Origin of the sequence: Mycolicibacter sp. MU0102, from assembly GCF_963378105.1 — a bacterium.
In the GTDB taxonomy this organism is placed as follows: Bacteria; Actinomycetota; Actinomycetes; order Mycobacteriales; family Mycobacteriaceae; genus Mycobacterium; species Mycobacterium holstebronense.
In genome coordinates, this window is sequence record NZ_OY726398.1 from 4,054,317 (window position 1) to 4,080,208 (window position 25,892).

Consider the following 25,892-nt stretch of genomic DNA (forward strand, 5'->3'; position numbering starts at 1 on the left):
CCTCACATCGAAACTGAAACACGTTCTACCTATGGAACCATGCCTCAGGCCGGCGTCCCCGCCGAACGACGCAAGGCGCTCAGCTCAGGGTTGGTCGCGGCGGGCCACAGCGGTGGGCCCGGCGGTGCGCCAGTCTTCGACATCCGGGGGCAACCCCAACGGAGCCCGGTTCTCGTTGTGGGCCGCCCAGTGCGCGTGCCCCAGCTGATGGATGTGGAAGCCGTGCCGCAGCGCCTCGGTGAAGCCCATCGCGTCGGCAGCGCCGTTCACCGAATCCTTGATCAGCAGCGCAGCCATGGTGGGCAGCTTCGCGATGCGCTGGGCGAACTCCAGCGTCTTGTCCGCCAGCTCATCGGTCGGGAACACCTTGGAGACCATGCCCAGCCGGTGCGCCTCGTCGGCGTCCAGCGAGTCCCCGGTCAGCAGCAGCTCCTTGGCCTTGCGGGGCCCGAACTCCCACGGGTGGGCGTAGTACTCCACCCCGGGCATGCCCAGCCGCACCCCGACCACGTCGGAGAACCGGGCGTTGTCGGCGGCCACGATCAGGTCGCACGCCCAGATCAGCATCAGCCCGGCCGAGATGGCGTTGCCCTGCACCTGCGCGATGGTGATCTTGCGCAGGTCGCGCCACCGGCAGGTGTTCTGGAAGAAGAAGTGCCACTCCTGCAGGTACGTCTTCTCCACCACCGGCTCCCGGGTGGCGCCGTGGGATTGGAACGTCGGGTGCTGCGCCGGGCCGGGACGCCGCTCGAGCAACGTGGCTTCGGACCCCAGATCGTGGCCGGCAGAGAAGTTCTTGCCCCGCGCGGCCAGGATCACCACCCGGACGGTGTCATCGGCCTCCGCGCGGCCGAATGCCTCGTCAAGCTGCACCAGCAGGGTGCGATTCTGCGCGTTGTGCACGTCGGGGCGGTTCAGCCAGATCCGGGCGATGCGCCCGTCGTCGAGCGTTTCGTAGTCGACCAGGCGATCCGAAGTCTCGCCAGCCTGCTCCGATGCGGTGTCCGATGTACCCATTGCCTCCGCCCTCGCCGTCTTCGCATCACAGGCTACGGCGGCCGGCCTGAGCTGCCCGAGCCAGGTGTGACACAGCGCGCACTTCGCTAGAGTCAAGTCATGCCTGCTAAATCCGAACACGCCGACATCGAGGACGTGGAACCGCTGGCCGACAGCACCGCGCGCCAAGCTCGGCGAGTGGTTGCCGCCTACGCCGAGGACGCCGACGAGTGTCGCGTCTTCCTATCCATGCTGGGGATCGGGCCCGCGACACCCGACAAGAACGGGGCGTAGATGCCGGAGGCCGGCGGTTCAGCGAGGCTCGACGAAGGAGAGCCGAAACTGGGACCGGCGCATGAACCGGGAGAGTCCGATTTCGTCGTGGTGGCCAACCGGCTGCCGATCGACATCGAGGTGCTCCCCGACGGCACAACGGCGTGGAAGCGCAGCCCTGGCGGATTGGTCACCGCACTAGAGCCTCTGCTGCGCAAGCGCCGCGGCGCCTGGGTCGGCTGGCCCGGCAGCCTGGAGGCGCCCGACGGGCCAATCGACATCGAAGACCTGCGGCTGCATCCGGTTCCGTTAGACACCACCGATATCGCCGAGTACTACGAAGGCTTCTCCAACGCCACCCTGTGGCCGCTGTATCACGACGTGATCGTCAAACCGATCTACCACCGGCAGTGGTGGGACCGCTACGTCGACGTCAACCGCCGCTTCGCCGAAGCAGCTTCGCGGGCCGCCGCGCCCGGCGCCACGGTCTGGGTCCAGGACTATCAGCTGCAGCTGGTACCCAAGATGCTGCGGGATCTGCGGCCCGACCTGACCATCGGCTTCTTCCTGCACATCCCGTTCCCCCCGGTGGAGCTGTTCATGCAGCTGCCATGGCGCGCCGAGATCGTCGACGGACTGCTCGGCGCCGACCTGGTCGGCTTTCACCTGGCCGGCGGCGCCCAGAACTTCTTGTACCTTGCCCGCAACCTGGCCGGCGCCGTCACCTCGCGCGGCTCGGTCGGGGTGCGCAGCCGGTTCGGCGAGGTGCGGCTGACCGATCGCACCGTGCGGGTCGGCGCCTTCCCCATCTCGATCGACTCAGGCGAACTGGACCGCAAGGCGCGAGAACGCGGAATCCGCCGGCGCGCCAAAGAGATTCGTGCCGAACTGGGCCATCCTCGCAAGGTCCTGCTCGGCGTGGACCGCCTGGATTACACCAAGGGCATCGACGTCCGACTCAAGGCGTTCAACGAGCTGCTGGCCGAGGGACGCGCCAAGCGGGACGACACCGTACTGGTGCAGCTGGCGACTCCGAGCCGGGAACGGGTGGAGAGCTACCAGATCCTGCGCGACGACATCGAACGCCAAGTCGGCCATATCAACGGCGAGTACAGCGAGGTCGGCCACCCGGTGGTGCACTACCTGCACCGCCCGGTCCCCCGCGATGAGCTGATCGCGTTCTTCGTCGCCAGTGACGTCATGCTGGTCACCCCGCTGCGTGACGGGATGAATCTGGTCGCCAAGGAATACGTGGCGTGCCGCAGCGACCTGGGCGGCGCCTTGGTCTTGAGCGAATTCACCGGTGCCGCAGCGGAATTGCGGCAGGCTTACCTGGTCAACCCGCACGACCTCGAGTGCGTCAAGGACGTCATCGAGGCGGCGATCAACCAGACCCCTGAGGAGGGCCGGCGACGAATGCGGGCGCTGCGCCGTCAGGTACTGGCCCACGACGTGGACCGCTGGGCCCGATCGTTCCTCGGTGCGCTGGCCGACTCCGCGGAGTAACTCCGCCGACGGCGCCGACCCGCTACGCCCGGCTGGCGCCGCGCTTGCGATCGCCGCTAGCTACACAGATGCTGCGGGTTGTCCTGGCAGTTCAGCGGGTAGTGGACGACCGGGTACGGCAGCGGCGAAACGAAGGTCAGCGTGAACGCGCGCTTGGTCAACCCGGGCTGCAGACCACACACCGCGTTGTGCGCGGTGGTGTAGGTACCGTTGAGAGACGTGTCGAACTGGTACATCTCGTCGCTACCGGCGGTGCTGCCATCGGAGCACCGGGTGCCCGCCAGGAGCGGTGTCTTGTACGTCCACTGGCCGTTGGCCAGCCGGTAGGCCCCGGCCTGTCCGGGCGGGCCGTTGCTTTCGACCTGCAGCTTGCAGCCGACCGCCAGGTGCAGCGGCACACGGCCGTCGCCGACCGTCGGGACGCACAGCGGATAGATCTTCCAGGTCGCGGTCTTGGCACCGTCGTTGTAGGTGTAGATGCCTTCCAACGTGCCTTCTGGAATCGCTTGGTCGTCGGCGCCGGTTTGACCTGCCAGCCCGGTGGCCGCCGTCATGGCCGCAGCGAAGGCGACCAGGCCGCGAACGAGATTCCCCATGGCGCTCATCCTCTCAGCTAAATCGGCACGATATTGCTGATCAGCCACTTGCGGTCGATCTTGCGGAAGTCCACCCGCAGGCGGCTCCCCTCGTAGTACTTCTCCTTGGACTTGCCCGTCACGGTGCGGTTGACGAACACCAGGACCGAACCCGAGGCCCGGCGCGCAACCATAGCAGCGACGCCGACGACATCGACCTGGTTCACCAACTGCTTTTCGCGGGCCTGCGGGATGATCTCCTTGACGGCACGAGCCTCGAATTCACGGCGGTAGTCCCCGGTGAACATCGGGTAGGTCTCGGTCAGGCTGCGTTCCACAGTCTTGTACTCATAGCCAAGTACTTTGGGGATCTCGTCGGCGGTCAGTTTGACCAATTCCTCGCGCGCCGACTGCTCACCATGTGTCTCAACCCGGTTCCAGTACAGCTTTCCCGCCGATGCGCCAAGACCCACGAACGCAGCGAGCAGTCCCGCCACGACGGCAATCAACACCCACTTGCGCGTCATCGGCTGCCGTCCGGCCACTTGAGGTCGTAGGCGGTCATGTTTCCCGCGTCGTCTTCGTGCACGATCACCCGCAAAGCGTAGGGCTGCGATGGCTTGTTGACGCCATCGACGTCGGTGGCGGTAGCCCGCATCGCCACCAACACCGACGCGTTGCCGGAGACGTTGTCGACGCCCTCCAGGGCCTTGGCGTTGATCACGGCTTCCGAGCTGTGCTTGGTCTCGCGGAGCAACGCCTTGAGGTTCTCGGCGTTGGCGGCCATGGTGTCGCGCAGCGGTCCGCTCGTGCCAGCCACGAACAGATCCACCTGGTCACTGATGGTGTCGGGCGTATAGGTGTACATGTTCAGCACAGTCTGGACCGCGGTGTCAATGAATCGCTGGTCCCGCTGCTGCGCCGCGTCGGCATGCCGGTGTTGCACCCCGAGCGTGGCGACCAGCCCACCGAGCAGGACCGACGCCGCCAGTCCGACCGCGCCCGCCAGTTGCGCGGTCTTGCGGGCGTTGGGCTGCCGGCGCGGCGGCGGTCCGGCGGGCCGAACCGCCCGTACCGCGGCGCGGCTGGGTGCTGGAATCCGTACCGCACTCGGCGTCGTCTCGCCGGCATCACCCGCTGGTCCAGCAGCCCGCGAGGCCCGGCGCCGGACCTTAGCGTCGTCGGGTCCGCTCACGTCTGCCTCGGCGCGAGCATCAGATCAGCCCAGTTCTCCGCGGGCAGCCACTTGTCGGAGCCGGAGACGAACACTCCACTGTTGCCGGCCGGATCCACGAACTTTCCGGACCGGTCGTAGGTGCTGTAGGCGACGCTATTGGCCTCGGCCGGCAACGGTCCCGGAGCCGGACCGGGCGCCGGTGCGGGGTCACGGCCGTAGGCGGGAAGGCCACCATTGCCCCCAGGACCAGTCGGCAGGTTCTGGTCCGGCGGCGCGTAGTACGGCCACGGCGCCGGCGGGTTGGGGCCGAGCTGGTTCGGCGGGTACGGCAGCGGGAACGGCGGGTTGGGCGCCGGACCGGGGCCCGCGGGCACACCGGGCGGCAGCGCCACGACCGGCGGTCCCGGGTCGTAGTCCGTCGACGGCGGGATGTAGGGGAACTTGTTCATCGGATTCAGCATCCGCGGGTCGGTGATCGGTGTGTCATACGGGACCGGCGGCCCACGCCAGGTGTTGCTGCCGATCGGCACGAAGCCCTGCGGGTCACGGCAGAGCTGGATGGTCGGCGCCCGCTTGCCCGGGTACTCCATGCACGGGTAGTTGCGCGCGCCGCGAACCGCAGTCGGGTCGTTCTGCGCGGCTTTGCAGTACAGGCCCTTGGGCAGCTCGCGGACGGTTTCGTCGGCCGGAGTGCGCATCTCGGTGAACGGCAGGAAGCCGACCGTGCAGGGCGGCGGGTCGTGCATGTCGATCTTGAAGTCCAGCTTGGCGCCCTCGTCCATCGGCACGCCACCGGCGACGGTGATCAGGGCCGCCATCAGGGCCGGGAACACCACCAGCGCCTGCTCAATGGAGTTGCGATAGATGACCCCGACCCGCCCGAAGTTGGCGATGCTGGCCGCCAGTGTCGGGAAGGAGGCGCGGATTCCGTCGAATGTGGTGTTGGCTTCGTCGGCGACGCTGGGCAGGGTCTGCAGCACCTCGCGGAGCTGCGGGTCGGCGTTGCGCACTTCGGTGGTGACCGCCGCCAGCGACTGTGCCAGCTTCTTGATGCCATCACCGCCGCGGATCTGGGCGTCCAAGAAGGGCTCGACCTGGTCGACCAGCTTCGAGGTCGCCTCGAAGTTGTCATTAGCCTCGTCGATCAGCTGCCGCGACGAGGCGATCATCCGGGCCAGCTCCTGCCCCGACCCGTTGAACCCTTCGAACGCGCTGCGCAGCAGATCACGAAGACGGCTGTTGGCGACACTGTTGACCAGCGACTGCGCCTGGTCCAGCAGTCCGGCGATGTCCTGGCCGATCGCGGTGCGGTCCTGGCCGATGCGCGCGCCGCTGTGCAGCACGCCTGCGGCGGCCTCCCCGGCCGGCGGGACCAGATCGATGTACTGCTCACCGATCGCGGACATGCTCTTGACGGTGGCGGTGACATTGCCGGGGATCTTGGTGGCGCTGTTGAGCCGCATGGCGGCATCAACGCCGTGGTCGCTGAGTTGAACAGATTCCACCCGACCCACGGTCACGCCGCGGTAGGTGACGTTGGCGCTCTTGTAGATACCGCCGCCGCCGATGAAGTCGGCCGTCACCTTGTAGGTCCCGATGCCCATCCGGCTCGGGGCATGCAGATACAGGATCGAGATCGCACCGACGGCCAGCACTGTGACCACGGCGAAGATCCCGAGTTGGATTCGAACGAGGCGGGTCAGCATCGCAGGTCATTCCTCATAGTGGGGAGCCGTGCCGGGCGGGATCTTGAACGGGTCGGCAGCCTGCCCGGACAGGTTCGCCATCTCGCCGATCAAGAAGTCGGGTGGGTTGAGGATGTCGTGCATGTGCGGCATGTTCGGGTCGAAACCACCGGTGGTGAACACCGTCTCCCCGAATCGCCGCAGCGTCATGTCGAAGATGACATAGACGTTGAGGAAGTCGCCGCGCACCGCGTTGCGCAGATACATCGACGGGAACGGGAAGGTCGGGATGAGCGGAAACGCCGTTACCAACTCGTTGGCGTTCTCAGCGAACGCCTTGACGACCGGGTACAGGTCCTTGATGTCGGCCGCGAAGTCTTCCTTGGTCTCGCTCATGATCCGCGATCCGACCACGGCCAGCCTTTGCAGTGCGCCGAACGCATCGACGATGTTGCTGCGGTTGTCGTTGAGCACCTGCAGCGCCGCGGGCATGGTGTCCAGCGCCCGCGCCAGGCTGGGAGCGCTACGGGCCAGGGTAGCCCCGACCCGGTTCAGCCCCTCGGCGGCCGCGACGATGTCGCGCGCCTGGCGATCCAGCGACGCGGTGAGTTCGGCCAGCCGCGGCACCAGCTCGGCAAAGGCGCCGGCCCGGCCGGCGACCGCGGCGTAGGCCTCTTCGGTGATGTCTTGCACCGCACCGAGATTGCCCTGGTTGACCACCACGCCCAGCGAGGACAACACCTCTTCGGTACTGGGGTAGCGCCCGGTCCGGCTGAGCGGAATCTCATCGCCTCGGGCGAGGGTGCCGACCGCAGGTTGGTCGGTCGGCGCGGCCAGCTCGATGTGCTGAGACCCCAGCAGCGAGGTCTGCGCGACCTTCGCTATGGCGTTGGCCGGCAGATGCACGTTGCCGTCCAGCGACAGCTTGACCGAGGCGTAGAAGGTGCCGTCGGGCTGTTGCACTGCCCGAATGCCCGAGACACTGCCGACGGTCACGTCATCGACCATCACCGGTGAGTTCTGCGGCAGCGTAGTGACATCCGGCAGTTGCACCGTGATGCTGTAGGAGCCGCGGCCATGGCCGGCGGTCCCCGGCATGTTCAGCGAGTTCAGCCCGCCGAACTGGCAACCGGACAACACCAATGCCCCGGCACCGAGCACCGCACCGCGCCGGCCGACCCGCTGCAGCGCGCCGCCAAGAGTCTTCACGCTCATCCGCCCTCCCGGGGTGCACCGGCACCGGGCTGGGCCGGCCCCGTCGGGCCGGGCGCCTTGCCCAGCTGCCCCGGCGCGGGCGGCGGCAAGAACAGCGCCGCGACATCTTCGGTGTTCGGCGGCGTGACACCCGGAGCCGGCAGCCACTTCAGATAGGGCACCGGAGTCTGGGCCTTGGCCTCGGTCTCGGGGGTGTCGTAGATGATCTGGCCCTTGTAGGCGGTGATCGAGTTGATCGGGTGGAACAACAGCGGGATGAAGTTCATCGCCCACCGGCGCATGACCGGTCCCATCCGCTCCTTGCAGATCTCGGCCCGCTTGAAGTTGTCGGGCACCGAACCGATGTCGAAGACGCCGCCGCAGATGAACTGCACCGGGTTGGCGAAGTCGGGCAGGGACAGCAGGCCGGCGAGCGAGCCCTGGGCCGGGTTGTAGATGTTGTAGAAGTTGACCAGGCCGTGCGGGGTGATGTGCAGCACCTGCTCGAAGTTGTCGCTCTGTTCCGACAACATACTGGTGAAATCCGCCAGCTTGTTGACCTGCGCGATCAACGCGTCGTTGTTGTTGTGCAGGAAGCCGCGCACATCGCGCAGGGCCTGGCTCAGCGTGCCCAGCGTGACATCCAGGTCTTTGGAGCTGTCCGCCAGCACTGCCGACACCGCAGCCACGTGGTCGGTGAACTGCACGATCTGCTCGTTGCTGCCGGAGAGCGCGTCGACCAACACCTGCAGGTTCTTGACGGTCCCGAACAGGTCAGTGCGCGAGTCACCGAGACGGCCCGTAGTCGTCGACAGTTCACGCAGTGCGTTACGGAACGAGTCGCCGTTGCCGTCGAAGGTATCGGCGGCCTGGTTGACGAATGCACTTAGTACGCCGTTGAGCTTGCCCGACTCGGGCGCCAATTGGGCGCTGAGCTGGGTCAGCTCCTGCTTGACCTCGTCCCATTCGACCGGGACCGCGGTGCGGTCTTCGCCGAGCACCGCTCCGTCGCCCAGCTTCTCGCCTTCGGTGTAAGCCGGGGCCAGCTGAATGACCCGCGCGGAGACGATGTTCGGTGCCATCAGCAGCGCATGCACGTCGGCCGGCAGCGGTACGTCCTTGCGCACCGACATGGTGATCTTGACGTTCTCGGCACGCGGCTCGATGGACTCGATGCGGCCGACCGGGACCCCGACCACCCGGACGTCGTCGCCCGGGTAGAGGCCCACTGCCGACGCGAAGTATCCGGTGATGCGGTAGTTGCGCTGCGCGGGCAACACCACGTACGCCGCGGCGGCCAACAGTATGGCCAACGCCCCGGCGAGAACGATGCGTGAGGTTCGGCGCGTCATGGTGACTTCGGCCTAATAACCGTGCGGTCGGAGATCATTCCGCGCAGGTAGTCGGCCAGGCTGTCGGGCAGCTTGCCGGGCTGGAAGAACATGTCGAGCAGCACCTCCGACATGGTGGGCGGCGGCAGGCCGTAAAGGTTGATCTGGAAGCCCGGTCCCGACGCGACCACCTCGCCGAGCGTGGTGGCGTATCCGGGCAACCGGTCCAGCGCTCCGGCGATCCGATCCTTGCGCTCGATCAGGTTGTCCAGCACCAGATTGAGCTTGTTCAGGGTGGGACCGATCTCTTTCTCGTTATCGGTCACGAATCCGGAAAGCTGTTGTGAGACATCGTCAATACCGCCGACCAGGGCGCCCAGGGCTTGGCGGCGCTCATCCAGCGCGGCAAACAGCTGGTTGCCGTCGAGCACCAGCCGGTTCACCTGGGCAGCACGCTGATTGAGCACACCGGTGACAACCTGGGCGTGCGACAGCAACTGGCCCAACGCCTCATCGCGACGGTTGAGGCTGCGCGACAAGTCGGCCACCCCGTCCAGGGCTCCGCGCAGCTGCGGGGTCGCCTCGCGCATGGAGTCGGTGAGCACCTGCAGCGCTTCCTCGAAGCGCGGCTTGTCCAGATCGCGGACGTTGCCACCGAGGTCCTGCAGCGCGTTGTTGAGTGTGTACGGGGCACGGGTGCGGTCCAGCGGGATCGAGGTCACCGAACCGGCCCCGGCGGGAGTGACCGAAAGGGCTTTCTCACCCAGCACGGTGTCGGTACGGATGGCCGCCAGCGACTGGTCTCCCACCCGGACCTTGCGGTCTACGGTGAAGTCCACTTTCGCGCTGGCGCCGGCCAGCGACACCGACTTGACCTTGCCCACCCGGATACCGGACACCGTCACGTCGTTGCCGGGAATTATGCCTCCGGCGTCGGCGAAGTAGGCGTGGTAGTTCTTGCCCTGCGGCCAGAACGGCAGGCTGGTGTAGCCGAAGGACACCAAGACCAGGAACGTCACCAGTGCGATGCCCAGCAGACCCGTGCGAACCGGGTTTACGCCGTCAATTTTTGACAGGAGAGCACCTCCCCTTGCTCGTGTCGTTCTGGCCGCCCATGGGCAAGATGATGTCACTGCCGGCAGGGCCGTTGAACTTCAGCGCGACGGTGCAGTAGTTGATGTTGAAGAACGAGCCGTAGGCGCCCAGGGCGTTCAGCCGCAGGTAGTTCTCTTCCAGCGGGTCGATGACGTCGTTCAGCTCCTGCTTGCGCTTGTCCAGCACAGTAGCCAGCGGCCGCACGTTCTCGATGACACCCTGCAGCGGGCGCCGGGTGCGGCGCAGCGTGTCAGTGAGGTCAGTCTCGACCGAGGCCAGTGGGCCGATCGCACCGGCGATCGCATCCTTGCCCTGGGCCAACCCGGTGATCAGCTGCTGCAGCCGGTCGACAGTGGCGTCGAACTGTTGGCTCTTGTCGTCGACTGTGGTCAACACCGTGTTCAGGTTGTTGATCACGTCGCCGATCAGCTGGTCGCGGGAGGCCAGCGTGGTGGTGAATGAACTAGTACTGGCCAGCATCTGCGACAGCGCACCACCCTGGCCCTGCAGCAGCTCGATCAGGGCGTTGCTGATCTCGTTGATCTTTCCGCCGTCCAGGCCCTTGAGCAGCGGGCGCATCCCGCCCAACAGCGCATCGAGGTCCAGGGCGGGCTGGGTGTGGTCGCGGGCGATGGTGCCGCCCGGCGGCAGCTTGTGCAGTTCCCCGGCGCCCGAGGCGATCTCGAGATACCGGTCGCCGACCAGGTTTTCGTAACGGATCAGCGCGCGGGTCGAATCGTAGATCTGGTAGCGCTTGTCGACGTCGAAGGTGACCTTGACGGTGTTCTCCGGCGTCAGCTCGACGCGCTTGACGGTGCCCACCGGGATTCCGGAGATCCGCACGTCCTCGCCGCCTTTGAGCCGAGAAGCACTGGCGAAGTCGGCGTGATAGGTGTGGTTCGAGGCGAATCGGAATTCGCCGAACACCACCACCAGACCGGCAGACACCAACAGCATGGCGACGGCGAAGATCGACACCTTGATCAGGGTGCTGCGCGAATTCATCAGTATTCATCCCGTTCCGCGAAGGCGCCGTTGAAGAGGAACTGCGCAGTGGAGGGGGCGTCGAACTGCACCTCGGTGTTGGGCTGGAACGGGATGTAGGCACTGTCGGTCACCAGGAACGGCGAGCGGAACCAGGAGCCGCCGTACTGCTTGCTGGGGATGTCCGGCAAGCCGCGGCAGTTCGGCCCGCCGCTCGCGTTGGCCACCGGCAGGCTCTCCGGGTAGGTGTAGGCCGGCGCGCCCGGGATGAAGCTGGACTGAACGTACAGCGCCGGCTTGGTGCCGCCCAGCGACGGGCCGAAACGCTCCAGGGCCTTTTGGACTCCCTTGAAGAGACAGCCGAACTCGGGCGAGTACTCGGCCAGCAGGCTACTCATGGCGCGGAAGCGCTGAATACCGGCGATGAAATCGTCAGCCGCCGGAGCGAAGGTGTCGTAGCCGTTGTTGGCCAGCCCGGTCGTCGCCAGCAACGCCTTGTTCAGGTTCTCCCGCTGGTCGACCAGTGTCTTACTGATCGCGGGGACGTTGTCGAAGGTCGTGGCCAGATCCGGGGCGGCATCTCCGTAGATGTTGCCGACGACTGCGGTCTTGGCGAAGCCTGACTGCAATTGGGGCAGTTTCGGATTGAGCTTTCCGAGGTAGCTGTTCAGCCCGGACAGCAACCCGCCCAAGTTGTCGCCGTTGCCTCGCAGCCCCTCGGCCAGCGCGCTGACCGATCCGTTGAGCTGCACCGGGTCGAGCTTGTCCAGCAGGTCGGTCAGCTTCTGGAACAGCGTGTTGACTTCCAGCTGCACATCGGATGCCTGGACGTTCGCGCCGTTGCGCAGCGTGGCGCCAGAGGGCACCGGCGGCGGCACGAACTCCACCGACTTGGCCCCGAAGATGGTGTTTCCGGCGATGTGCACCGCGGCGTTCGACGGGATCTGGCGCATCGCAGCACTGTCGATGGCGAGCGACAGTTTGGCCTGGTCGCCCTGGTACGAGATCGTCTTCACCTTGCCGACCTGGATGCCGCGGTACTTGACCTTGGCGTCCTGCTCCATCACCAAGCCGGCACGCGGCGAGGTGACGGTCACCTTGTCGGTGGAGCTGAAGACCGAGACGTAGGACAGATAGGTGAACACGGTGGCGGCAAGCAGAATCGCACCGAGGATTGCCGCAGCAATCCGCACCTGGGTACGCGTCGATCCCGTTTGCACGTGTATTCCCTTGCTAGCCCGAAAGGTTGAAGTTGCCGGAACCGCCGTAGACGGCAAGTGAAACGAACAGCGTAATGACGACGACCACGACCAGCGAGGTCCGCACGGCCTGACCGACCGCAATGCCCACCCCGACCGGGCCGCCCGCCGCGTTGAAGCCGTAGTTGGTATGCACGAGCATCACCGCGACGGACATGATGATCGCCTGCAAGAAGGACCACAGCAGATCCGTGGGGATCAAGAAGGTGTCGAAGTAGTGGTCATAGAGGCCTGGTGACTGCGCGTTGATGAACACCGTGGTGGACCGGGCGGCGAAGAACGCCGCCAGCACCGACAGTGAATACAGCGGAATGATCGCGATCAGGCCCGCCACCAGCCGGGTGGACACCAAGTAGGACACCGCATGGACGGCCATCGATTCGACGGCGTCGATCTCCTCGGCGACGCGCATGGCACCGAGCTGCGCGGTGGTGCCGGCTCCGATAGTGGCGGCCAGTGCGATGCCGGCTACCACCGGCGCGACGATCCGCACGTTGAGGAACGCGGACAGGAAGCCGGTCAGCGCCTCGATGCCGATGTTGCCCAGCGAGGAGAAGCCCTGGACCGCGATCACGCCACCGGAGGCCAGGGTGAGGAAGGTGGCCACCCCGACCGTGCCGCCGATGATGGCCAGCGCGCCGGTGCCCATGGTGATCTCGGCGATTAGCCGGACGGTTTCCTTGCGGTACCGGGTCAGTGCGTTGGGGACGTACCGGATCGATTCGGCGTAGAACAGTGCCTGCTCGCCGAAGTTGTCGACGGCCTTGGGCACCCCGCGGAACAACCGCCGGAACCGCAACGTGGCGTCGTAACTCATTTGACCAACACCCGGACGCTGATCGCGGTCATGACCACGTTGATGACGAACAGACAAATAAAGGCGTAGACGACGGTCTCGTTGACCGCGTTGCCTACGCCCTGAGGGCCGCCCTTGGCGGTCAGCCCGCGATAACAGCCGATCAGACCGGCCGCCGTGCCGAACAGCAGCGCCTTGATCTCGGCCATCACCAGCTCGCCGAGCCCGGTGAGCACGGTGAGACCGTTGATGAAGGCGCCGGGGTTGACGCCCTGCAGAAAGACGGAGAACACGTAGCCGCCGACCAGACCGATGGCACACACCAGGCCGTTGAGCAGCAATGCGACGAAGGTCGACGCCAAGGCCCGGGGCACCACCAGTCGCTGGATCGGGTCGATACCGAGCACCCGCATCGCGTCGATCTCTTCACGAATGGTTCGGGCGCCCAGGTCTGCGCAGATGGCGGTCGCGCCCGCGCCGGCCACCACCAACACGGTCACCACCGGTCCCAGCTGGGTGATGGTGCCGAACGCGGTTCCGGCGCCGGACAGGTCGGCAGCGCCGATCTCGCGCAACAGGATGTTGAGCGTGAACGCCACCAACACAGTGAAGGGGATCGCGACCAGCACCGTCGGCAACAGCGACACCCGGGCGATCATCCAGGTCTGGTCGAGGAATTCGCGGTACTGGAAGGGCCGTCGGAACATGGCCCGGAACGTCTCTATCGACATCTCTACGAAGCCGCCCACGGCCCGAGCCGGAACCGTGAGTTGTTCGATCAAGACGCGTCCTTCCCTCAGGTCGGGCTTGCAGGGCATCGGTGGTCGCAAAACTGTATCCGGCAACCTCGCGCGACCGGCGTCATTCGTGCAATTCAGACGCCGCCCCGCGTGAGCCGGATCATATTAACTAGAACACGTTCTCAGTGTCAAAGAACACGTTTCAGCGAGATTCCTGAGATATTCGCCCTGGTCACAACACATTGTGACCTACGCCTCGCTGTAACGCGTTCTAATTTTGTTCTAATCGCCGGACATCAGTTCGGAAGCCGAGAAAGTCCGGGCCGGGTCCCGGCCGGCGAAGTAATTCGCCAGCGTGTCCGACAACCCGCTCGGGTCCCATGCCTGCCCGTCGGCGCTGAACTTACGTTCCACCGTCGGCGCGGCCATCAGGGTTACCTCAGGTCCGTAGACCACGAAAACCTGACCGCTGACCGCAGCCGAGGCCGGGGATGCCAGGAACCGGACCAACGTCACCACGTGCTCGGGCGAAAGCGGGTCGATCTCGCCTTCACCAACCTTGGCCTCGCCGAACACATCGGCGGTCATCGCGGTGCGGGCCCGCGGGCAGATCGCGTTGGCAGACACGCCGTAGCGGCTCAGCGCCCGGCTGGCCGAGAGTGTCAGCGCGGTGATCCCCGCCTTGGCCGCGCCATAGTTGGCCTGCCCGACCGGGCCCATCAGGCCGGCCTCCGAAGAGGTGTTGATGATGCGGCCGTAAACGGCACCGGCCTCAGCGTCCTTGGCCTTCTGACGCCAGTAAGCCGCAGCGTTGCGAGTCAGCAGGAAATGTCCACGAAGGTGGACTGCGATCACAGCGTCGAAGTCGTCGTCTGACATGTTGAACAACATCCGGTCGCGGGTGATCCCGGCATTGTTGACGACGATGTTCAGCCCGCCCAGGCCGTCGGCGGTGCTGACGAGCTCGTCGGCGGTGGACCGCTGACTGATGTCACCGGCCACCGGCACACCCTTGCCGCCGGCCGCCGCGATCTCGTCGATCACGTCGGAGGACTCCAGCGCCGGCGCGATGTCGTTGACGACAACCGTCGCCCCGGAGCGGGCCAACCCGATCGCCTCGGCTCGGCCCAAGCCGGCGGCTGCGCCGGTCACCACTGCGACCTTGCCGGTCAGGTCGATCGCGCTGTCAGTCATCTACGCCGCTCCTTTACGTCACCGGCGCACTCGTTGTCACCGGCGCCTATGAATACCTCTAGTCGTTGCCAGTGGGAGGCTAGTCGTCGACGCGGCGCAGCGCGGCCCGCGGGCACTCGGCGATGGCCTGCTCGGCATGGGCTTCCCGGTCCGCCGGGACGGGGGCCATCTTGACCTCGGCCTGCTCGTCGTCGTTCAGATCGAACAGGTCGGGGTCGATTCCGACGCAAATCGCGTTGCCCTCGCAACGATCCAGATCTACCTCAACTCGCATGACATTCTCCTGTAAAAGCCCTGCGTCGACCGAGCATCTGCGGTCGTCGTCGTCCACTAGTGTCACCATACGATTCGACAGCTCTCCCACACGAGCCGCTAGGGCCGTTGGACCCCGGGACTAGAACGTGTTACAACGGGCTGTCGAACCAAAATCTTATCGTGACACCGATCACCAGCGAAGGACTCCCCTGATGCAGATCAGCTACACGCCGGCACAAGAAGAGCTGCGCAGCGAACTGAGGTCCTACTTCACCACGCTGATGACGCCGGAGCGCCGCGAGGCCCTGAGCTCCACCCAGGGCGAGTACGGCACCGGCAACGTTTATCGGGAGACCGTGGCCCAGATGGGTCACGACGGCTGGCTGACGCTGAGCTGGCCCAAGGAGTACGGCGGCCAGGCGCGCTCGACGATGGATCAGCTGATCTTCACCGACGAGGCCGCGATCGCCGGTGCGCCGGTACCGTTCTTGACCATCAACAGCGTCGCACCGACGATCATGGCGTTCGGCACCGAAGAGCAGAAGAAGTTCTTCCTGCCCAAGATCGCCGCCGGCGAGCTGCACTTCGCGATCGGCTACTCCGAGCCGGGCGCGGGCACCGACCTGGCCTCGCTGCGCACTACCGCGGTCCGTGACGGCGACGACTACGTGATCAACGGCCAGAAGATGTGGACGTCGCTGATCGCCTACGCCGACTACGTGTGGCTGGCGGCTCGGACGAACCCGGAGGCCAAGAAGCACCGCGGAATTTCCATGCTCATCGTGCCCACGAGCGCCGAGGGCTTCTCCTGGACGCCGGTGCACACCATGGCCGGCCCGGACACCAGCGCCACGTACTACCAGGACGTGCGGGTGCCGGTGACCAGTCTGGTCGGCGAAGAGCACGCGGGCTGGAAGTTGGTGACCAACCAGCTCAACCACGAGCGGGTTGCCCTGGTGTCGGCGCAGCCGATCCTGCTGGCTCTCGAAGAGGTCCGCGAATGGGCACAGAACACCAAAGACGCCCACGGCAACCGGATCATCGACTCGCAGTGGGTGCAGCTCAACCTGGCCCGGGTGCTGGCCAAGGCCGAAGTGCTCAAGCTGATCAACTGGGAGCTGGCCTCCACTGACAAGGCCGCGCCGTCCCCGGCGGACGCCTCGGCGGCGAAGGTATTCGGCACCGAGTTGGCCACCGAGGCCTACCGCCTGCTGATGGAGGTGCTCGGCACCGCCGCCACCGTGCGCCAGGACTCCCCCGGCGCACTGCTGCGCGGCCGGGTGGAACGGATGCACCGGGCCTGCCTGATCCTGACCTTCGGCGGCGGCACCAACGAAGTGCAGCGCGACATCATCGGCATGGTCGCCCTGGGCCTGCCCCGTAACCGCTGACCTATATACCCAAGGACTTTGGAGGCAAGTACTCATGGACTTCACCACTACCGAAGCATCTGACGACCTTTCGGGTCTGGTCGGCACCATCGTGGACGCGGTGTGCACGCCGGAGCGCCAGCGTGAGCTCGACGCGTTGGAGCAGCGCTTCGACGCCGAGCTGTGGCGCAAGCTGATCGACGCCGACGTCGTGTCCAGCGCGGCGAGCGAGTCGCTGGGCGGCGGCGGGTTCGGCGTGCTGGAGCAGACGGCGATCCTTACCGCACTCGGCCGTCAGCTGGCCGCCGTGCCCTACCTGGAGTCGGTGGTGCTGGCCGCCGAGACGCTGGCCAAGTTCGGCTCCGCGGAGCTGCAGCAGGCTTGGGGTGCTCCGGCCGTGACCGGCGAGAAGATCCTCACCATCGCCCTCGACGGCGAGATGGGCGAGGGCCCGGTTCGGGCGGCCGCCGCTGGTGATGGCTTCCGCCTCACCGGTACTCGCACCCAGGTCGGTTTCGCTTCGGTCGCCGACGCATTCCTGGTGGCTGCCGAAACCGATTCGGGCGCAGCGGTGTTCCTGGTCGCGGCCTCCGACCCCGGCGTGACGGTGACCTCGCTGGCCACCACCGGACGGGGCAGCGTGGGCCACCTGGAGCTCTCCGGGGTCGAGGTGGAGGCCGGCCGCCTGGTCGGTGGCGCCGAAGTGCTCGACCGCCTGATCAGCGTGGCGGCCCTGGGCCACAGCGCCTACCAACTGGGAGTGTTGGAACGCGGCCTGGCGATGACCGCCGAATACGCCCGCGAGCGCGAGCAGTTCGACAAGCCGATCGGCAGCTTCCAGGCGGTGTCGCAGCGGCTGGCCGACGGCTACATCGACGTCAAGGGCCTGCGCCTGACGCTGACCCAGGCGGCGTGGCGGGTCAGTGAGGGTCTGCCGGCGACCACCCAAGTGGCCACCGCCGCCTTCTGGGCTGCCGAGGCCGGCCACCGGGTGGCGCACAGCATCGTTCACATTCACGGCGGGGTCGGCATCGACATCGACCACCCGATCCACCGCTACTTCCTGGCCGCCAAGCAGACCGAGTTCGCGCTTGGCGGCGCCACGGGACAGCTGCTGGCGATCGGCCGCGAACTGGCCGAAACGCCGGCGTAGTTGGTTGGCTAGCGGTTCAGCGCTTCACCGAACGTCACGTTGAACCCGGGCAGGTCTGTCAGGGCGATGGTGGCGTCGTAGGTGCGCTGGTAGCCGGTGTGGCTGAGCTTCCAGCCGTCCTCGGTGCGGCGGTAGGTGTCGTGATAGAAACCTGCCCCGATCAGCATCAGGTTGACGTCGGGCACAATCACCCGGTCCTGCAGGTACCAGATACCGGTGGCGGTGTCCGGGCCGGTGAGGGAGATCTCGGGGTGGTTGACCCGGTGCTCGGTGATGATGTTGCCGGGAAGCGAGTTCCGCATGAACTCCACCAGCGAGTCACGGTCGGCGAAGGTCTGCTTTTTGCCCATCGACTGGCCGTAGGCGGCGGTGACGTCCTCGGCCAGGGTGGCCGCGAAGTCGTCCCAGTGCTTGGTGTCCAATGCCCGCATGTAGCGGTACTTGACCTGCTTGATCTCGTCGATGTCGGCGATATTTTTCAGAGCTGCTATGGCGTCGAAAGCCTGCGAATCAGTCACCGCTCTATTGCATCACTAATCTGATCACCATGTCAGCACCCGCCCAGATCGACCAACAGTCCACCGTCACAGCACTGCTGGCGCAAGTCGCCGAGGTGGACGACCGCGGTGTCTTCTACGAGGACACCTTCGTCAGCTGGCGAGACCACATCGCCGCGGGCGCCCGGCTCGGCGCGGCGCTTCGGGCCCGCCTCGATCCGGACAAACCACCACATGTCGGTGTGCTGCTGGGCAATACGCCGTTCTTCTCCACGATGCTGGTGGCGGCGGCACTGACCGGCATCGTGCCGGTGGGCTTGAACCCCACCCGCCGGGGCGCGGCCTTGGAGCGCGACGTGGCCCACGCGGACTGTCAGCTGGTGCTGGCCGACAACACCGCCGACGTCACGGTTCCCGGCATGATCGATGTCGAATCACCCTCGTGGCAATCGGAATTGGCCGGGTATGACGACACACCGGTGAGCTTCCGGGAGGCCGACCCCGACGAGCTGTTCATGCTGATCTTCACCTCGGGCACCAGCGGTGACCCGAAGGCGGTGCGCTGCACCCAGTGGAAGGCGGCGTTCCCCGGGGTGATGCTCTCGGGGCGGTTCGGGCTGGGGACTTCGGACGTCTGCTACCTGTCGATGCCGCTGTTTCACTCCAACGCGGTGATGGCGGGCTGGTCGGTGGCGGTGGCCGCCGGTGCCTCAGTCGCGTTGCGCCGCAAGTTCTCCGCCTCCGGGTTCATTCCCGACGTGCGCCGTTTCGGCGCCACCTACGCCAATTACGTGGGCAAACCGCTGTCGTACGTGCTGGCCACCCCGGCGCAGCCCGACGACGCCGACAACCCCCTGCGACTTCTTTACGGCAACGAAGGCGCACCCCGGGATCTGGAGCGGTTCGCGGCGCGGTTCGGCTGCACCGTGATCGACGCCTTCGGCTCCACCGAGGGTGGAGTGGCGATCGGGCGCACCCCGGACACCCCCGCCGGCGCGCTGGGCCCGCTGATCGACGGCAACACCATCATCGACGTCGAGACCGGTGAAGAGTGTCCGCCCGGCGTGGTCGGCGAGTTGGTGAATGCCAGTGGCCGCGGCCAATTCCGCGGCTACTACCGCGATCCCGAGGCCGAGGCGCAGCGGATGGCCGGCGGGATCTATCACTCCGGCGACCTGGCCTACCGTGACGAGGCCGGCTACGCCTACTTCGCCGGCCGGCTCGGCGACTGGATGCGGGTGGACGGCGAGAATCTGGGTACCGCACCGATCGAGCGGATCCTGCTGCGCCACAACGCCGTCGCTCAGGTCGCGGTGTATCCCATCCCGGACCCCGCGGTGGGCGATCAGGTGATGGCCGCGCTGGTTTTGGCCCGCGGCGCGTCGTTCGACGCCGACGCCTTCCGCGAGTTCCTGGCCGAGCAGCCCGACCTGGGCCCCAAGCAATGGCCGTCATATGTGCGGGTGGCCGAGGAATTGCCGCGCACCGAGACGTTCAAGGTGCTCAAGCGGGTGTTGACCGCCGAGGGCACGCAGTGCGCCGATCCGGTTTTCCGGATCTCGCGTTAGCCGGCAGTCCTATGCCCCGCCGGCGCTGTCACGAGATGACATCCCAGCCTTGGCTCGGATCGCCGTCGCAGTAGCGGGTGGAGACCCACGTCCCAGGTCCCGGTCCGCCGAGGACAGCGAGGCACAGCCAGCCCGGGTCGGTCGTGACCTGACCATTGGGATCGAGATTCCAATTTTGGTCCCACATTCCGATACAGGGCCCGAGGTGCGCGAAAAGGCCGTCGCCAGCCGGATTTATCAGGCATCCCCCGGGGAAGGCGACGTTCTGCAGCTGCCTGCCATTGAGGTACCAGCGCTGGGAGTCCGAATCCCCGCAGGGGTTGACCACCACCGCAGCGAAATAGTTCGCGCTGGGGGCATCAAGACAAAAATCGCCCAGCCGGCTGCTTAGCCGGACCGGGCCGTCGGCGGCCGCCAGACCGGCAACTCCCACCGCGACGCACAGCGCCGTACCGAGCGCGGCAAGGACCCGGCCGACACCGCCCATCACGCGCAACCGGTGCATTGTTCGCCCCATCTTCTCGGCCCCGTCCACCCCCGTCACCCCAGGTGATCAGCAACTCCTACCACCATGGCCGCCGTCGATGAGCCCCAAATGACGAATTGCCCACTCCGGTTCCGGCGGGGCGCGCGGTGTGGCCACCACCGTTTCGAACCCCCGGCGCGCAATACTGAATCAATGCCTGCTGCCCGCCGCGTGCTCGTCGCAGTCCTGGCCGCCGCCCTGGCCCTCCCCTGGCCCTGGCCTCCCCCGCCTCCGCAGAGCCGTTGCAGACCAGCTTCGCGCAGCTGGCCAACACCATCCCGGCCAACATCGGCATCGCCTACGCCCCAGCCGGCCAGAACGGAGCGGGCACGCTGGGCAGCCTGCAGAACGGGGTCGCGTGGTCGTCTATCAAGGTTCCACTGGCCATCGCGGCAATCCACGCCAACGTCGCGAACGCCAAAGACCTGGCGGCGCGTGCCGTTACCGCGTCCGACAATGACGCCGCCGAGAAGTTGTGGTCCGAATTGGGGCCCGCGCCCCAGGCAGCCCAGCAGGTTCAAGCTGTCCTGCGGGCGGGCGGCGACTCCGGCACCGCAGTGGAATCCCGACGGCTGCGGCCTGAATTCAGCGCGTTCGGTCAGACCCAGTGGCCGCTGGCCCGCCAGGCCGTGTTCGCCGCACACCTGCCCTGCATGCCAGTTGCCTCACCCGTTGTCAGCTTGATGCGCAACACGGTTCCCGACCAGCGCTGGGGCCTGGCAAGCCTCAACGTCCCCAGCAAGGCGGGGTGGGGTCCTGGTCGAGGCGGGGGCTACCTGGTGCGCCAGTTCGGCGTGGTGCATGCGCCGGCCGGCGACCTCGGGGTGGCGCTGGCCGCCGAACCCAAGGACGGCAGCTTCGAATCCGGGATTGCGGCGCTCAACCAGATGACCCAGTGGCTCAGTGCCCATGCCGCCGAGCTACCGGGTGGCCGCTGCGCGGGGTAGTTTGGCGGCTAACCACGTGTTACCCGCGAGTAGGAGTTCACCATGCCCGCCCCATCCGCCGCAGACTTCGACCGACTGCGTCAACTGTCCGCGATCGACGACATCGATGCGCGGCAGTCGAAGACCATCGACGAGGTCTTCACCGGTAAGCCGCTGACCACCATCCCGGTGGGCAACGCCGAGGATGTGACGGCGGCATTCGCCAAGGCCCGCGCGGCTCAGCGCACCTGGGCGGCGCGCGGCGTCAAAGAGCGCAGCGCGATCATCGAGCGCTACCGCGATCTGGTGATCGCCAACCGGGACTTCCTGATGGACGTCTGCCAGGCCGAGACCGGCAAGGCGCGGTCGGCGGCTCAGGAGGAGATCCTCGACATCATGCTCAACGCGCGCTACTACGCGCGTCAGGCCACCAAGTTGCTGGCCTCCAAGCGGGTACCGGGGCTGCTGCCCGGCATCGTCAAGACCGTGATCAACCATCACCCCAAGGGCGTAGTGGGCGTGATCGCGCCGTGGAACTACCCGATGACGCTGTCGATCTCCGACGCCATCCCGGCGCTGCTGGCGGGCAACGCAGTGGTGGTCAAGCCGGACAGCCAGACCCCGTACTGCACCCTGGCCAACGCCGAACTGCTGTATCAGGCCGGCCTGCCGCGTGACCTGTTCGCGGTGGTGCCCGGTCCCGGTTCGGTGGTCGGCACCGCGATCGTGCAGCAATGCGACTACCTGATGTTCACCGGCTCCAGCGCCACCGGTCGCACCCTGGCCGAGCAGTGCGGCTCCCGGCTGATCGGCTTCTCCGCCGAACTGGGCGGCAAGAACCCGATGATCGTCACCAAGGGCGCCAACCTGTCGGAGGTCGCCAAGGCCGCCACCCGCGCCTGCTTCTCCAACGCCGGGCAGTTGTGCATCTCGATCGAGCGGATCTACGTCGAGCGCGACGTCGCCGACGAGTTCGCCGCGAAGTTCGCCGAGCAGGTGCGCGCCATGCAGCTGTCGAACGCCTACGACTTCTCCGGCGACATGGGCAGCTTGATCTCCGAAGACCAGATCAAGACCATCTCCAACCATGTCGATGACGCGAAAGCCAAGGGCGCCAAGGTCATCGCTGGCGGAAATGCCCGCCCGGACATCGGACCGTTGTTCTACGAGCCGACGGTGCTGACCGACGTCACCGACGAGATGGAGTGCGGTCGCAACGAGACGTTCGGCCCGGTGGTCTCCATCTACCCCGTCGACAGCGTCGAAGAGGCCATCGCAAAGGCCAACGACACCGAGTACGGCCTGAACGCCAGCGTGTGGGCCGCCAGCAAGGCTCAGGGTGAGGCGATCGCCGCGCGCATCAAGTCCGGCACGGTCAATGTCGATGAAGGTTACGCGCTGGCCTTCGGCAGCGTCGCCGCCCCGATGGGCGGTATGAAGGCCTCCGGGGTGGGCCGCCGCCACGGTGCCGACGGAATCCTGAAGTACACCGAGTCGCAGACCGTCTCCACCGCCCGGGTCCTGAATCTCGACCCACCACTGGGGATTTCCGGCCCGCTGTGGCAGAAGATGCTGACCCCGATGATCCGCGTGGTGCAGGCGCTACCGGGCCGGTAGCGCTCAGCGCCGGCCGGTGCGGTTCTTGCCTCGGTCGATATCGCGCTCCAACTCGGCCAGCGCCGGCTCGATCGCATCGGCCATCTTGTGGATGTCCTCGGCGATCTCCGGCGTGGTTACGAAACCGAAGTCGAGGTGGTCGCGGTAGGAGAAGCAGGTGATGTTCAGCGCCACGTCCATGACCGGCGGGCCGAGCGGCACCAGTGACTCCAGTTCCGCCCCGGCCATGTAGATCGGAATCGGCGGGCCCGGCACGTTGGAGACGACGAGGTTGATCGGGGCCAGCCGATTCGACAGCCCGGTCGCGGTGTAGGCACGGGCGGCCAGCTGCAGTAGCCCGGGCGGGGTGGTATCGGTCAATCCCATTATCTGGTGCGCCGACAACGCCTTGGCCATCTGCTTGGCACTCTGGGTGCTGGCGTGAATCGTCTTGAGCCGCTGGGCAGCTCCCTCGATGTCAGTCCCCATCGAAACCGTCATCGAACTGACCTTGTTACCGACCTCGCCCTGGCTCTCCTCGGTGCGGGTCGATACCGGGATCTGGGCGACGAGTGGCCTGTCCGGCAACTCCCCGCGCTCGCCCAGATACTGCCGAACTGCGCCGGCGACCATAGCGAGCACGACGTCGTTGAGCTTGACGCCGTAGGCGTCCTTGACGGCCTTGATCCGGGCCAACTCGACCCGGGCGGCGCTGATCCGCCGGTGCGGCGAGACGCTGGCGTTGAACCGGGTCACCGGGGCGTCGAAGTAGCGCGGAGGTTTGCGGGGCAGTCCCAGTCCCACGGTGGCAATCTGCTGGCGAACTGTCTGCTGCAGCAGCCGGCCGATGCGGTAGGGCGTCTTGACCGCGACGTTGACCAATTCCTCGACGACCCGGCGCTCGTAGCTGGGGATGGCGGATCCATTCGAGGACCCGATCGTCTCCGGTAGTGGCGGCCGTGGCTCGGGCGTGATGTCCAGCATGATCTCGAACAGTCCTGCGCCAGAGACACCGTCGACGATCGCGTGATGCATCTTGGTCAGCGTCGCGACCCGGCCGCCGCTGACTCCTTCGATGACCCACATCTCCCACAGCGGGCGGGAGCGGTCCAGCTTGTAGGACATCAGCCGGCCCACGAGCTCTTCGACCTCGCGCCGCCCGCCGGGAGCGGGAACGCCGATGCGCCGCAGGTGGAAGTCGATGTCGAGATGCTCGTCTTCGACGAACCACGGTCGGTCCAGCCCCATGGGAGAAGGAGTGACCCGCCAGCGCAGCTGCGGCAGTTGCGGTAATCGCTCGATCAGAAGCTGGCGAACCCGCTCAAAGCTGTAGTTCGGCGCATTGGTGGTGTCGCAGATCGCCAACCCACCGATGTGCATGTGCCAGCCCGCCGTTTCGGCAGACCAAAACGCCGCGTCGACGCCCGAAAGTCGCTGCATCGACAGAGACTAGCCCGCAAAGCGTTCCGTCGAGGGCAGCTCTGCACCAAAAACTCGGTGAGTTAGCTCTCTGCCGACACGTGCTTGGCGTGCACCTCGTCGGCGGGACGGGCTTCGGTCTGCTCCTTGGCCCAACGGTAGTCGGGTTTGCCGGCCGGGGAACGCTTGACCTCGTCGACGAACCACAGACTGCGGGGCACCTTGTAGCCGGCGATCTCGGTACGGGCACAGGTGTTGATCTCGTCCAGCGAAGGCCGGGCATCGCCGCGCGCCTGCACCACCGCGGCCACATGCTGGCCGTAGCGGGCGTCGGGCACGCCGACCACCAGCGCGTCGAAGACGTCGGGGTGAGTCTTGAGGGCGGCCTCGACCTCTTCGGGGTAGATCTTCTCCCCACCGGAGTTGATCGACACCGAGCCGCGACCCAGCATCGTGACGCTGCCGTCGGCCTCAACCTGCGCGAAGTCGCCCGGGATCGCGTAACGCACGCCGTTGATGGTGCGGAACGTCTCGGCGGTCTTCTTCTCGTCCTTGTAGTAGCCGACCGGGATGTGGCCGCGCTTGGCGATGATGCCCCGCACGCCCGAACCCGGCTGGACCTCGTTGCCGTCGTCGTCGAGCACCGTCGTGTTCTTGTCGATGGTGACCCGCGGTCCGCCGGTGTGCGCTTCGCCCTTGGCGACGATGCTGGTGCCGCCGAAACCGGTCTCCGAAGACCCGATGGAGTCGGTGATGATCCGGTTGGGCAGCAGCTCCAGCAGGCGCTCCTTGATGCTCGGGCTGAACAGCGCTGCGGTGGACGCCAGCAGGAACAGCGACGACAGGTCGTACTCGTTGCCGGCGTCCTGGTGGGCCAACAGCGCATCCAGCAGCGGGCGCGCCATTGCGTCACCGGTGAAGAACAGCAGGTTGACCTTGTGGTCGTGGATGGTGCGCCACACTGCGTCGGCGTCGAATTCCGGTGCCAGCACCACGGTCTGGCCACTGAACAGCGACATCCAGGTCGCCGACTGGGTGGCGCCGTGGATCATCGGCGGGATCGGGTGGCGGACCATCGGCGGGTTGGCGACGGCCTGCTTGGCCAGGTCGTACTCGTCGGCGATCGGTTCGCCGGTGGCGAAGTCGGTGCCGCCGAACAGCACCCGGTAGATGTCCTCGTGGCGCCACATCACGCCCTTGGGGAAGCCGGTGGTGCCACCGGTGTAGAGCAGGTAGATGTCATCGGCGCTGCGCGGTCCGAAGTCCCGCTCGGGCGAGCTCTGCGCCAGTGCGGCCTCGAACTCCACGCCGCCGTAGCGCTGGTAGTCCAGATCGCTGCCGTCCTCGACCACCAGGATGGTCTTGACGTGCGGGGTGTCGGGCAGCACGTTGGCCACCCGGTCGGCGTACTGGCGCTCGTGCACCACCGCGACCATGTCCGAGTTGTCGAACAGGTAGCGCAGTTCGCCCTCGACATAGCGGAAGTTGACGTTGACCAGGATGGCGCCGGCCTTGATGATGCCGAGCATCGCGACGACGATCTCGTTGCGATTGCGGCAGTAGAGGCCGACCTTGTCGTCCTTCTTGACGCCCTGACTGATGAGGTAGTGGGCCAGCCGGTTGGCCTTCTCCTCTAGCTGCCCGTAGGTCAGCTCGTCAGGCCCACAGATCAGGGCAACCCGATCCGGTACGGCGTCGATGGCGTGTTCGGCTAAGTCGGCGATGTTGAGAGCCACAACACACAAACTAGAACGTGTTACATTTCGATTTCAAGTCG

General features: G+C 66.5%; 25 protein-coding genes. 7 read left to right on the top strand and 18 right to left on the bottom strand.

The window, feature by feature from the left end; translation table 11 throughout:
- Positions 1-84 precede the first annotated feature (84 nt).
- Positions 85-1,017: an enoyl-CoA hydratase gene (locus tag RCP37_RS19175; RefSeq protein WP_308484554.1), complete on the bottom strand. Its 933-nt coding sequence runs from the start codon at positions 1,015-1,017 to the stop codon at positions 85-87.
- Between the two features lie 99 nt (positions 1,018-1,116).
- On the opposite strand from RCP37_RS19175, the gene RCP37_RS19180 reads away from it, so the two are divergent.
- Together RCP37_RS19180 and RCP37_RS19185 are read left to right on the top strand one after the other, a co-directional pair.
- On the top strand, positions 1,117-1,290 hold the full coding sequence (locus tag RCP37_RS19180) for a hypothetical protein (RefSeq protein ID WP_109403096.1): 174 nt from the start codon (positions 1,117-1,119) through the stop codon (positions 1,288-1,290).
- Positions 1,291-2,775: an alpha,alpha-trehalose-phosphate synthase (UDP-forming) gene (locus RCP37_RS19185; RefSeq protein WP_308484555.1), complete on the top strand. Its 1,485-nt coding sequence runs from the start codon at positions 1,291-1,293 to the stop codon at positions 2,773-2,775. It abuts the gene before it with no gap.
- 56 nt (positions 2,776-2,831) lie between these two features.
- Here the strand turns inward: RCP37_RS19185 and RCP37_RS19190 are convergent, their stop codons facing one another.
- From RCP37_RS19190 to RCP37_RS19250, 13 genes are all read right to left on the bottom strand, one after another.
- Positions 2,832-3,371, bottom strand: a complete 540-nt coding sequence (locus RCP37_RS19190; protein WP_308484556.1) for a hypothetical protein — start codon at positions 3,369-3,371, stop codon at positions 2,832-2,834.
- Between the two features lie 17 nt (positions 3,372-3,388).
- On the bottom strand, positions 3,389-3,877 hold the full coding sequence (locus RCP37_RS19195) for a mammalian cell entry protein (RefSeq protein WP_308484557.1): 489 nt from the start codon (positions 3,875-3,877) through the stop codon (positions 3,389-3,391).
- Positions 3,874-4,545, bottom strand: a complete 672-nt coding sequence (locus RCP37_RS19200; RefSeq protein ID WP_308484558.1) for an Rv1363c family protein — start codon at positions 4,543-4,545, stop codon at positions 3,874-3,876. Before RCP37_RS19200 ends, RCP37_RS19195 begins: the two co-directional genes overlap by 4 nt.
- Positions 4,542-6,233, bottom strand: coding sequence for an MCE family protein (locus RCP37_RS19205; RefSeq protein ID WP_065042413.1), 1,692 nt, complete (start codon positions 6,231-6,233; stop codon positions 4,542-4,544). The genes RCP37_RS19200 and RCP37_RS19205 overlap by 4 nt, the downstream gene beginning before the upstream one ends.
- 6 nt (positions 6,234-6,239) lie before the next feature.
- Positions 6,240-7,427 carry an MCE family protein gene (locus tag RCP37_RS19210; protein ID WP_308484559.1) on the bottom strand — a complete coding sequence of 396 codons (1,188 nt, stop codon included), beginning with the start codon at positions 7,425-7,427 and terminating at the stop codon, positions 6,240-6,242.
- Positions 7,424-8,758 (bottom strand): MCE family protein, encoded by a 1,335-nt coding sequence (locus tag RCP37_RS19215; RefSeq protein WP_308484560.1) that lies wholly within the window; start codon positions 8,756-8,758, stop codon positions 7,424-7,426. The genes RCP37_RS19210 and RCP37_RS19215 overlap by 4 nt, the downstream gene beginning before the upstream one ends.
- Positions 8,755-9,813, bottom strand: a complete 1,059-nt coding sequence (locus RCP37_RS19220) for an MCE family protein (protein WP_308487157.1) — start codon at positions 9,811-9,813, stop codon at positions 8,755-8,757. The genes RCP37_RS19215 and RCP37_RS19220 overlap by 4 nt, the downstream gene beginning before the upstream one ends.
- Positions 9,800-10,837, bottom strand: a complete 1,038-nt coding sequence (locus RCP37_RS19225; RefSeq protein ID WP_308484561.1) for an MCE family protein — start codon at positions 10,835-10,837, stop codon at positions 9,800-9,802. Before RCP37_RS19225 ends, RCP37_RS19220 begins: the two co-directional genes overlap by 14 nt.
- Positions 10,837-12,009, bottom strand: coding sequence for an MCE family protein (locus RCP37_RS19230; protein ID WP_373693202.1), 1,173 nt, complete (start codon positions 12,007-12,009; stop codon positions 10,837-10,839). The genes RCP37_RS19225 and RCP37_RS19230 overlap by 1 nt, the downstream gene beginning before the upstream one ends.
- A 40-nt stretch (positions 12,010-12,049) precedes the next feature.
- Complete coding sequence (locus RCP37_RS19235; protein ID WP_308484563.1) at positions 12,050-12,892, bottom strand: MlaE family ABC transporter permease; 843 nt, start codon at positions 12,890-12,892, stop codon at positions 12,050-12,052.
- The gene (locus RCP37_RS19240; protein WP_308484564.1) at positions 12,889-13,653 is read right to left on the bottom strand and encodes an MlaE family ABC transporter permease; all 765 of its coding nucleotides are present in this window, start codon (positions 13,651-13,653) and stop codon (positions 12,889-12,891) included. The genes RCP37_RS19235 and RCP37_RS19240 overlap by 4 nt, the downstream gene beginning before the upstream one ends.
- Before the next feature lie 240 nt (positions 13,654-13,893).
- The gene (locus tag RCP37_RS19245; RefSeq protein WP_308484565.1) at positions 13,894-14,805 is read right to left on the bottom strand and encodes a 3-oxoacyl-ACP reductase; all 912 of its coding nucleotides are present in this window, start codon (positions 14,803-14,805) and stop codon (positions 13,894-13,896) included.
- 79 nt (positions 14,806-14,884) lie between these two features.
- The gene (locus RCP37_RS19250) at positions 14,885-15,079 is read right to left on the bottom strand and encodes a ferredoxin (RefSeq protein ID WP_308484566.1); all 195 of its coding nucleotides are present in this window, start codon (positions 15,077-15,079) and stop codon (positions 14,885-14,887) included.
- Positions 15,080-15,272: 193 nt separating this feature from the next.
- Here RCP37_RS19250 and RCP37_RS19255 point away from each other — a divergent pair, with 193 nt between their 5' ends.
- Positions 15,273-16,451, top strand: coding sequence for an acyl-CoA dehydrogenase family protein (locus RCP37_RS19255; RefSeq protein ID WP_308484567.1), 1,179 nt, complete (start codon positions 15,273-15,275; stop codon positions 16,449-16,451).
- A 34-nt stretch (positions 16,452-16,485) separates the two neighbouring features.
- On the top strand, positions 16,486-17,583 hold the full coding sequence (locus RCP37_RS19260) for an acyl-CoA dehydrogenase family protein (RefSeq protein ID WP_308484568.1): 1,098 nt from the start codon (positions 16,486-16,488) through the stop codon (positions 17,581-17,583).
- A gap of 8 nt (positions 17,584-17,591) precedes the next feature.
- Here the strand turns inward: RCP37_RS19260 and RCP37_RS19265 are convergent, their stop codons facing one another.
- The gene (locus tag RCP37_RS19265; protein ID WP_308484569.1) at positions 17,592-18,101 is read right to left on the bottom strand and encodes a nuclear transport factor 2 family protein; all 510 of its coding nucleotides are present in this window, start codon (positions 18,099-18,101) and stop codon (positions 17,592-17,594) included.
- Positions 18,102-18,130: 29 nt separating this feature from the next.
- On the opposite strand from RCP37_RS19265, the gene fadD17 reads away from it, so the two are divergent.
- On the top strand, positions 18,131-19,648 hold the full coding sequence (gene fadD17, locus RCP37_RS19270) for a long-chain-fatty-acid--CoA ligase FadD17 (RefSeq protein ID WP_308484570.1): 1,518 nt from the start codon (positions 18,131-18,133) through the stop codon (positions 19,646-19,648).
- 28 nt (positions 19,649-19,676) lie between these two features.
- On the opposite strand, the gene RCP37_RS19275 is transcribed toward fadD17, so the two are convergent.
- Positions 19,677-20,153, bottom strand: coding sequence for an Rv1419 family lectin (locus RCP37_RS19275; protein WP_308484571.1), 477 nt, complete (start codon positions 20,151-20,153; stop codon positions 19,677-19,679).
- Between the two features lie 263 nt (positions 20,154-20,416).
- Here RCP37_RS19275 and RCP37_RS19280 point away from each other — a divergent pair, with 263 nt between their 5' ends.
- Entirely contained in the window at positions 20,417-21,121 is a 705-nt protein-coding gene (locus RCP37_RS19280; RefSeq protein ID WP_308484572.1) for a hypothetical protein, read from the top strand.
- A gap of 42 nt (positions 21,122-21,163) precedes the next feature.
- Entirely contained in the window at positions 21,164-22,717 is a 1,554-nt protein-coding gene (locus RCP37_RS19285; protein ID WP_308484573.1) for a succinic semialdehyde dehydrogenase, read from the top strand.
- Positions 22,718-22,720: 3 nt separating this feature from the next.
- Here RCP37_RS19285 and RCP37_RS19290 read toward each other — a convergent pair whose 3' ends face one another.
- Positions 22,721-24,136 carry a WS/DGAT/MGAT family O-acyltransferase gene (locus RCP37_RS19290; RefSeq protein ID WP_308484574.1) on the bottom strand — a complete coding sequence of 472 codons (1,416 nt, stop codon included), beginning with the start codon at positions 24,134-24,136 and terminating at the stop codon, positions 22,721-22,723.
- 62 nt (positions 24,137-24,198) lie between these two features.
- Positions 24,199-25,851: a medium/long-chain-fatty-acid--CoA/3-oxocholest-4-en-26-oate--CoA ligase gene (locus RCP37_RS19295; RefSeq protein WP_308484575.1), complete on the bottom strand. Its 1,653-nt coding sequence runs from the start codon at positions 25,849-25,851 to the stop codon at positions 24,199-24,201.
- Positions 25,852-25,892 lie beyond the last annotated feature (41 nt).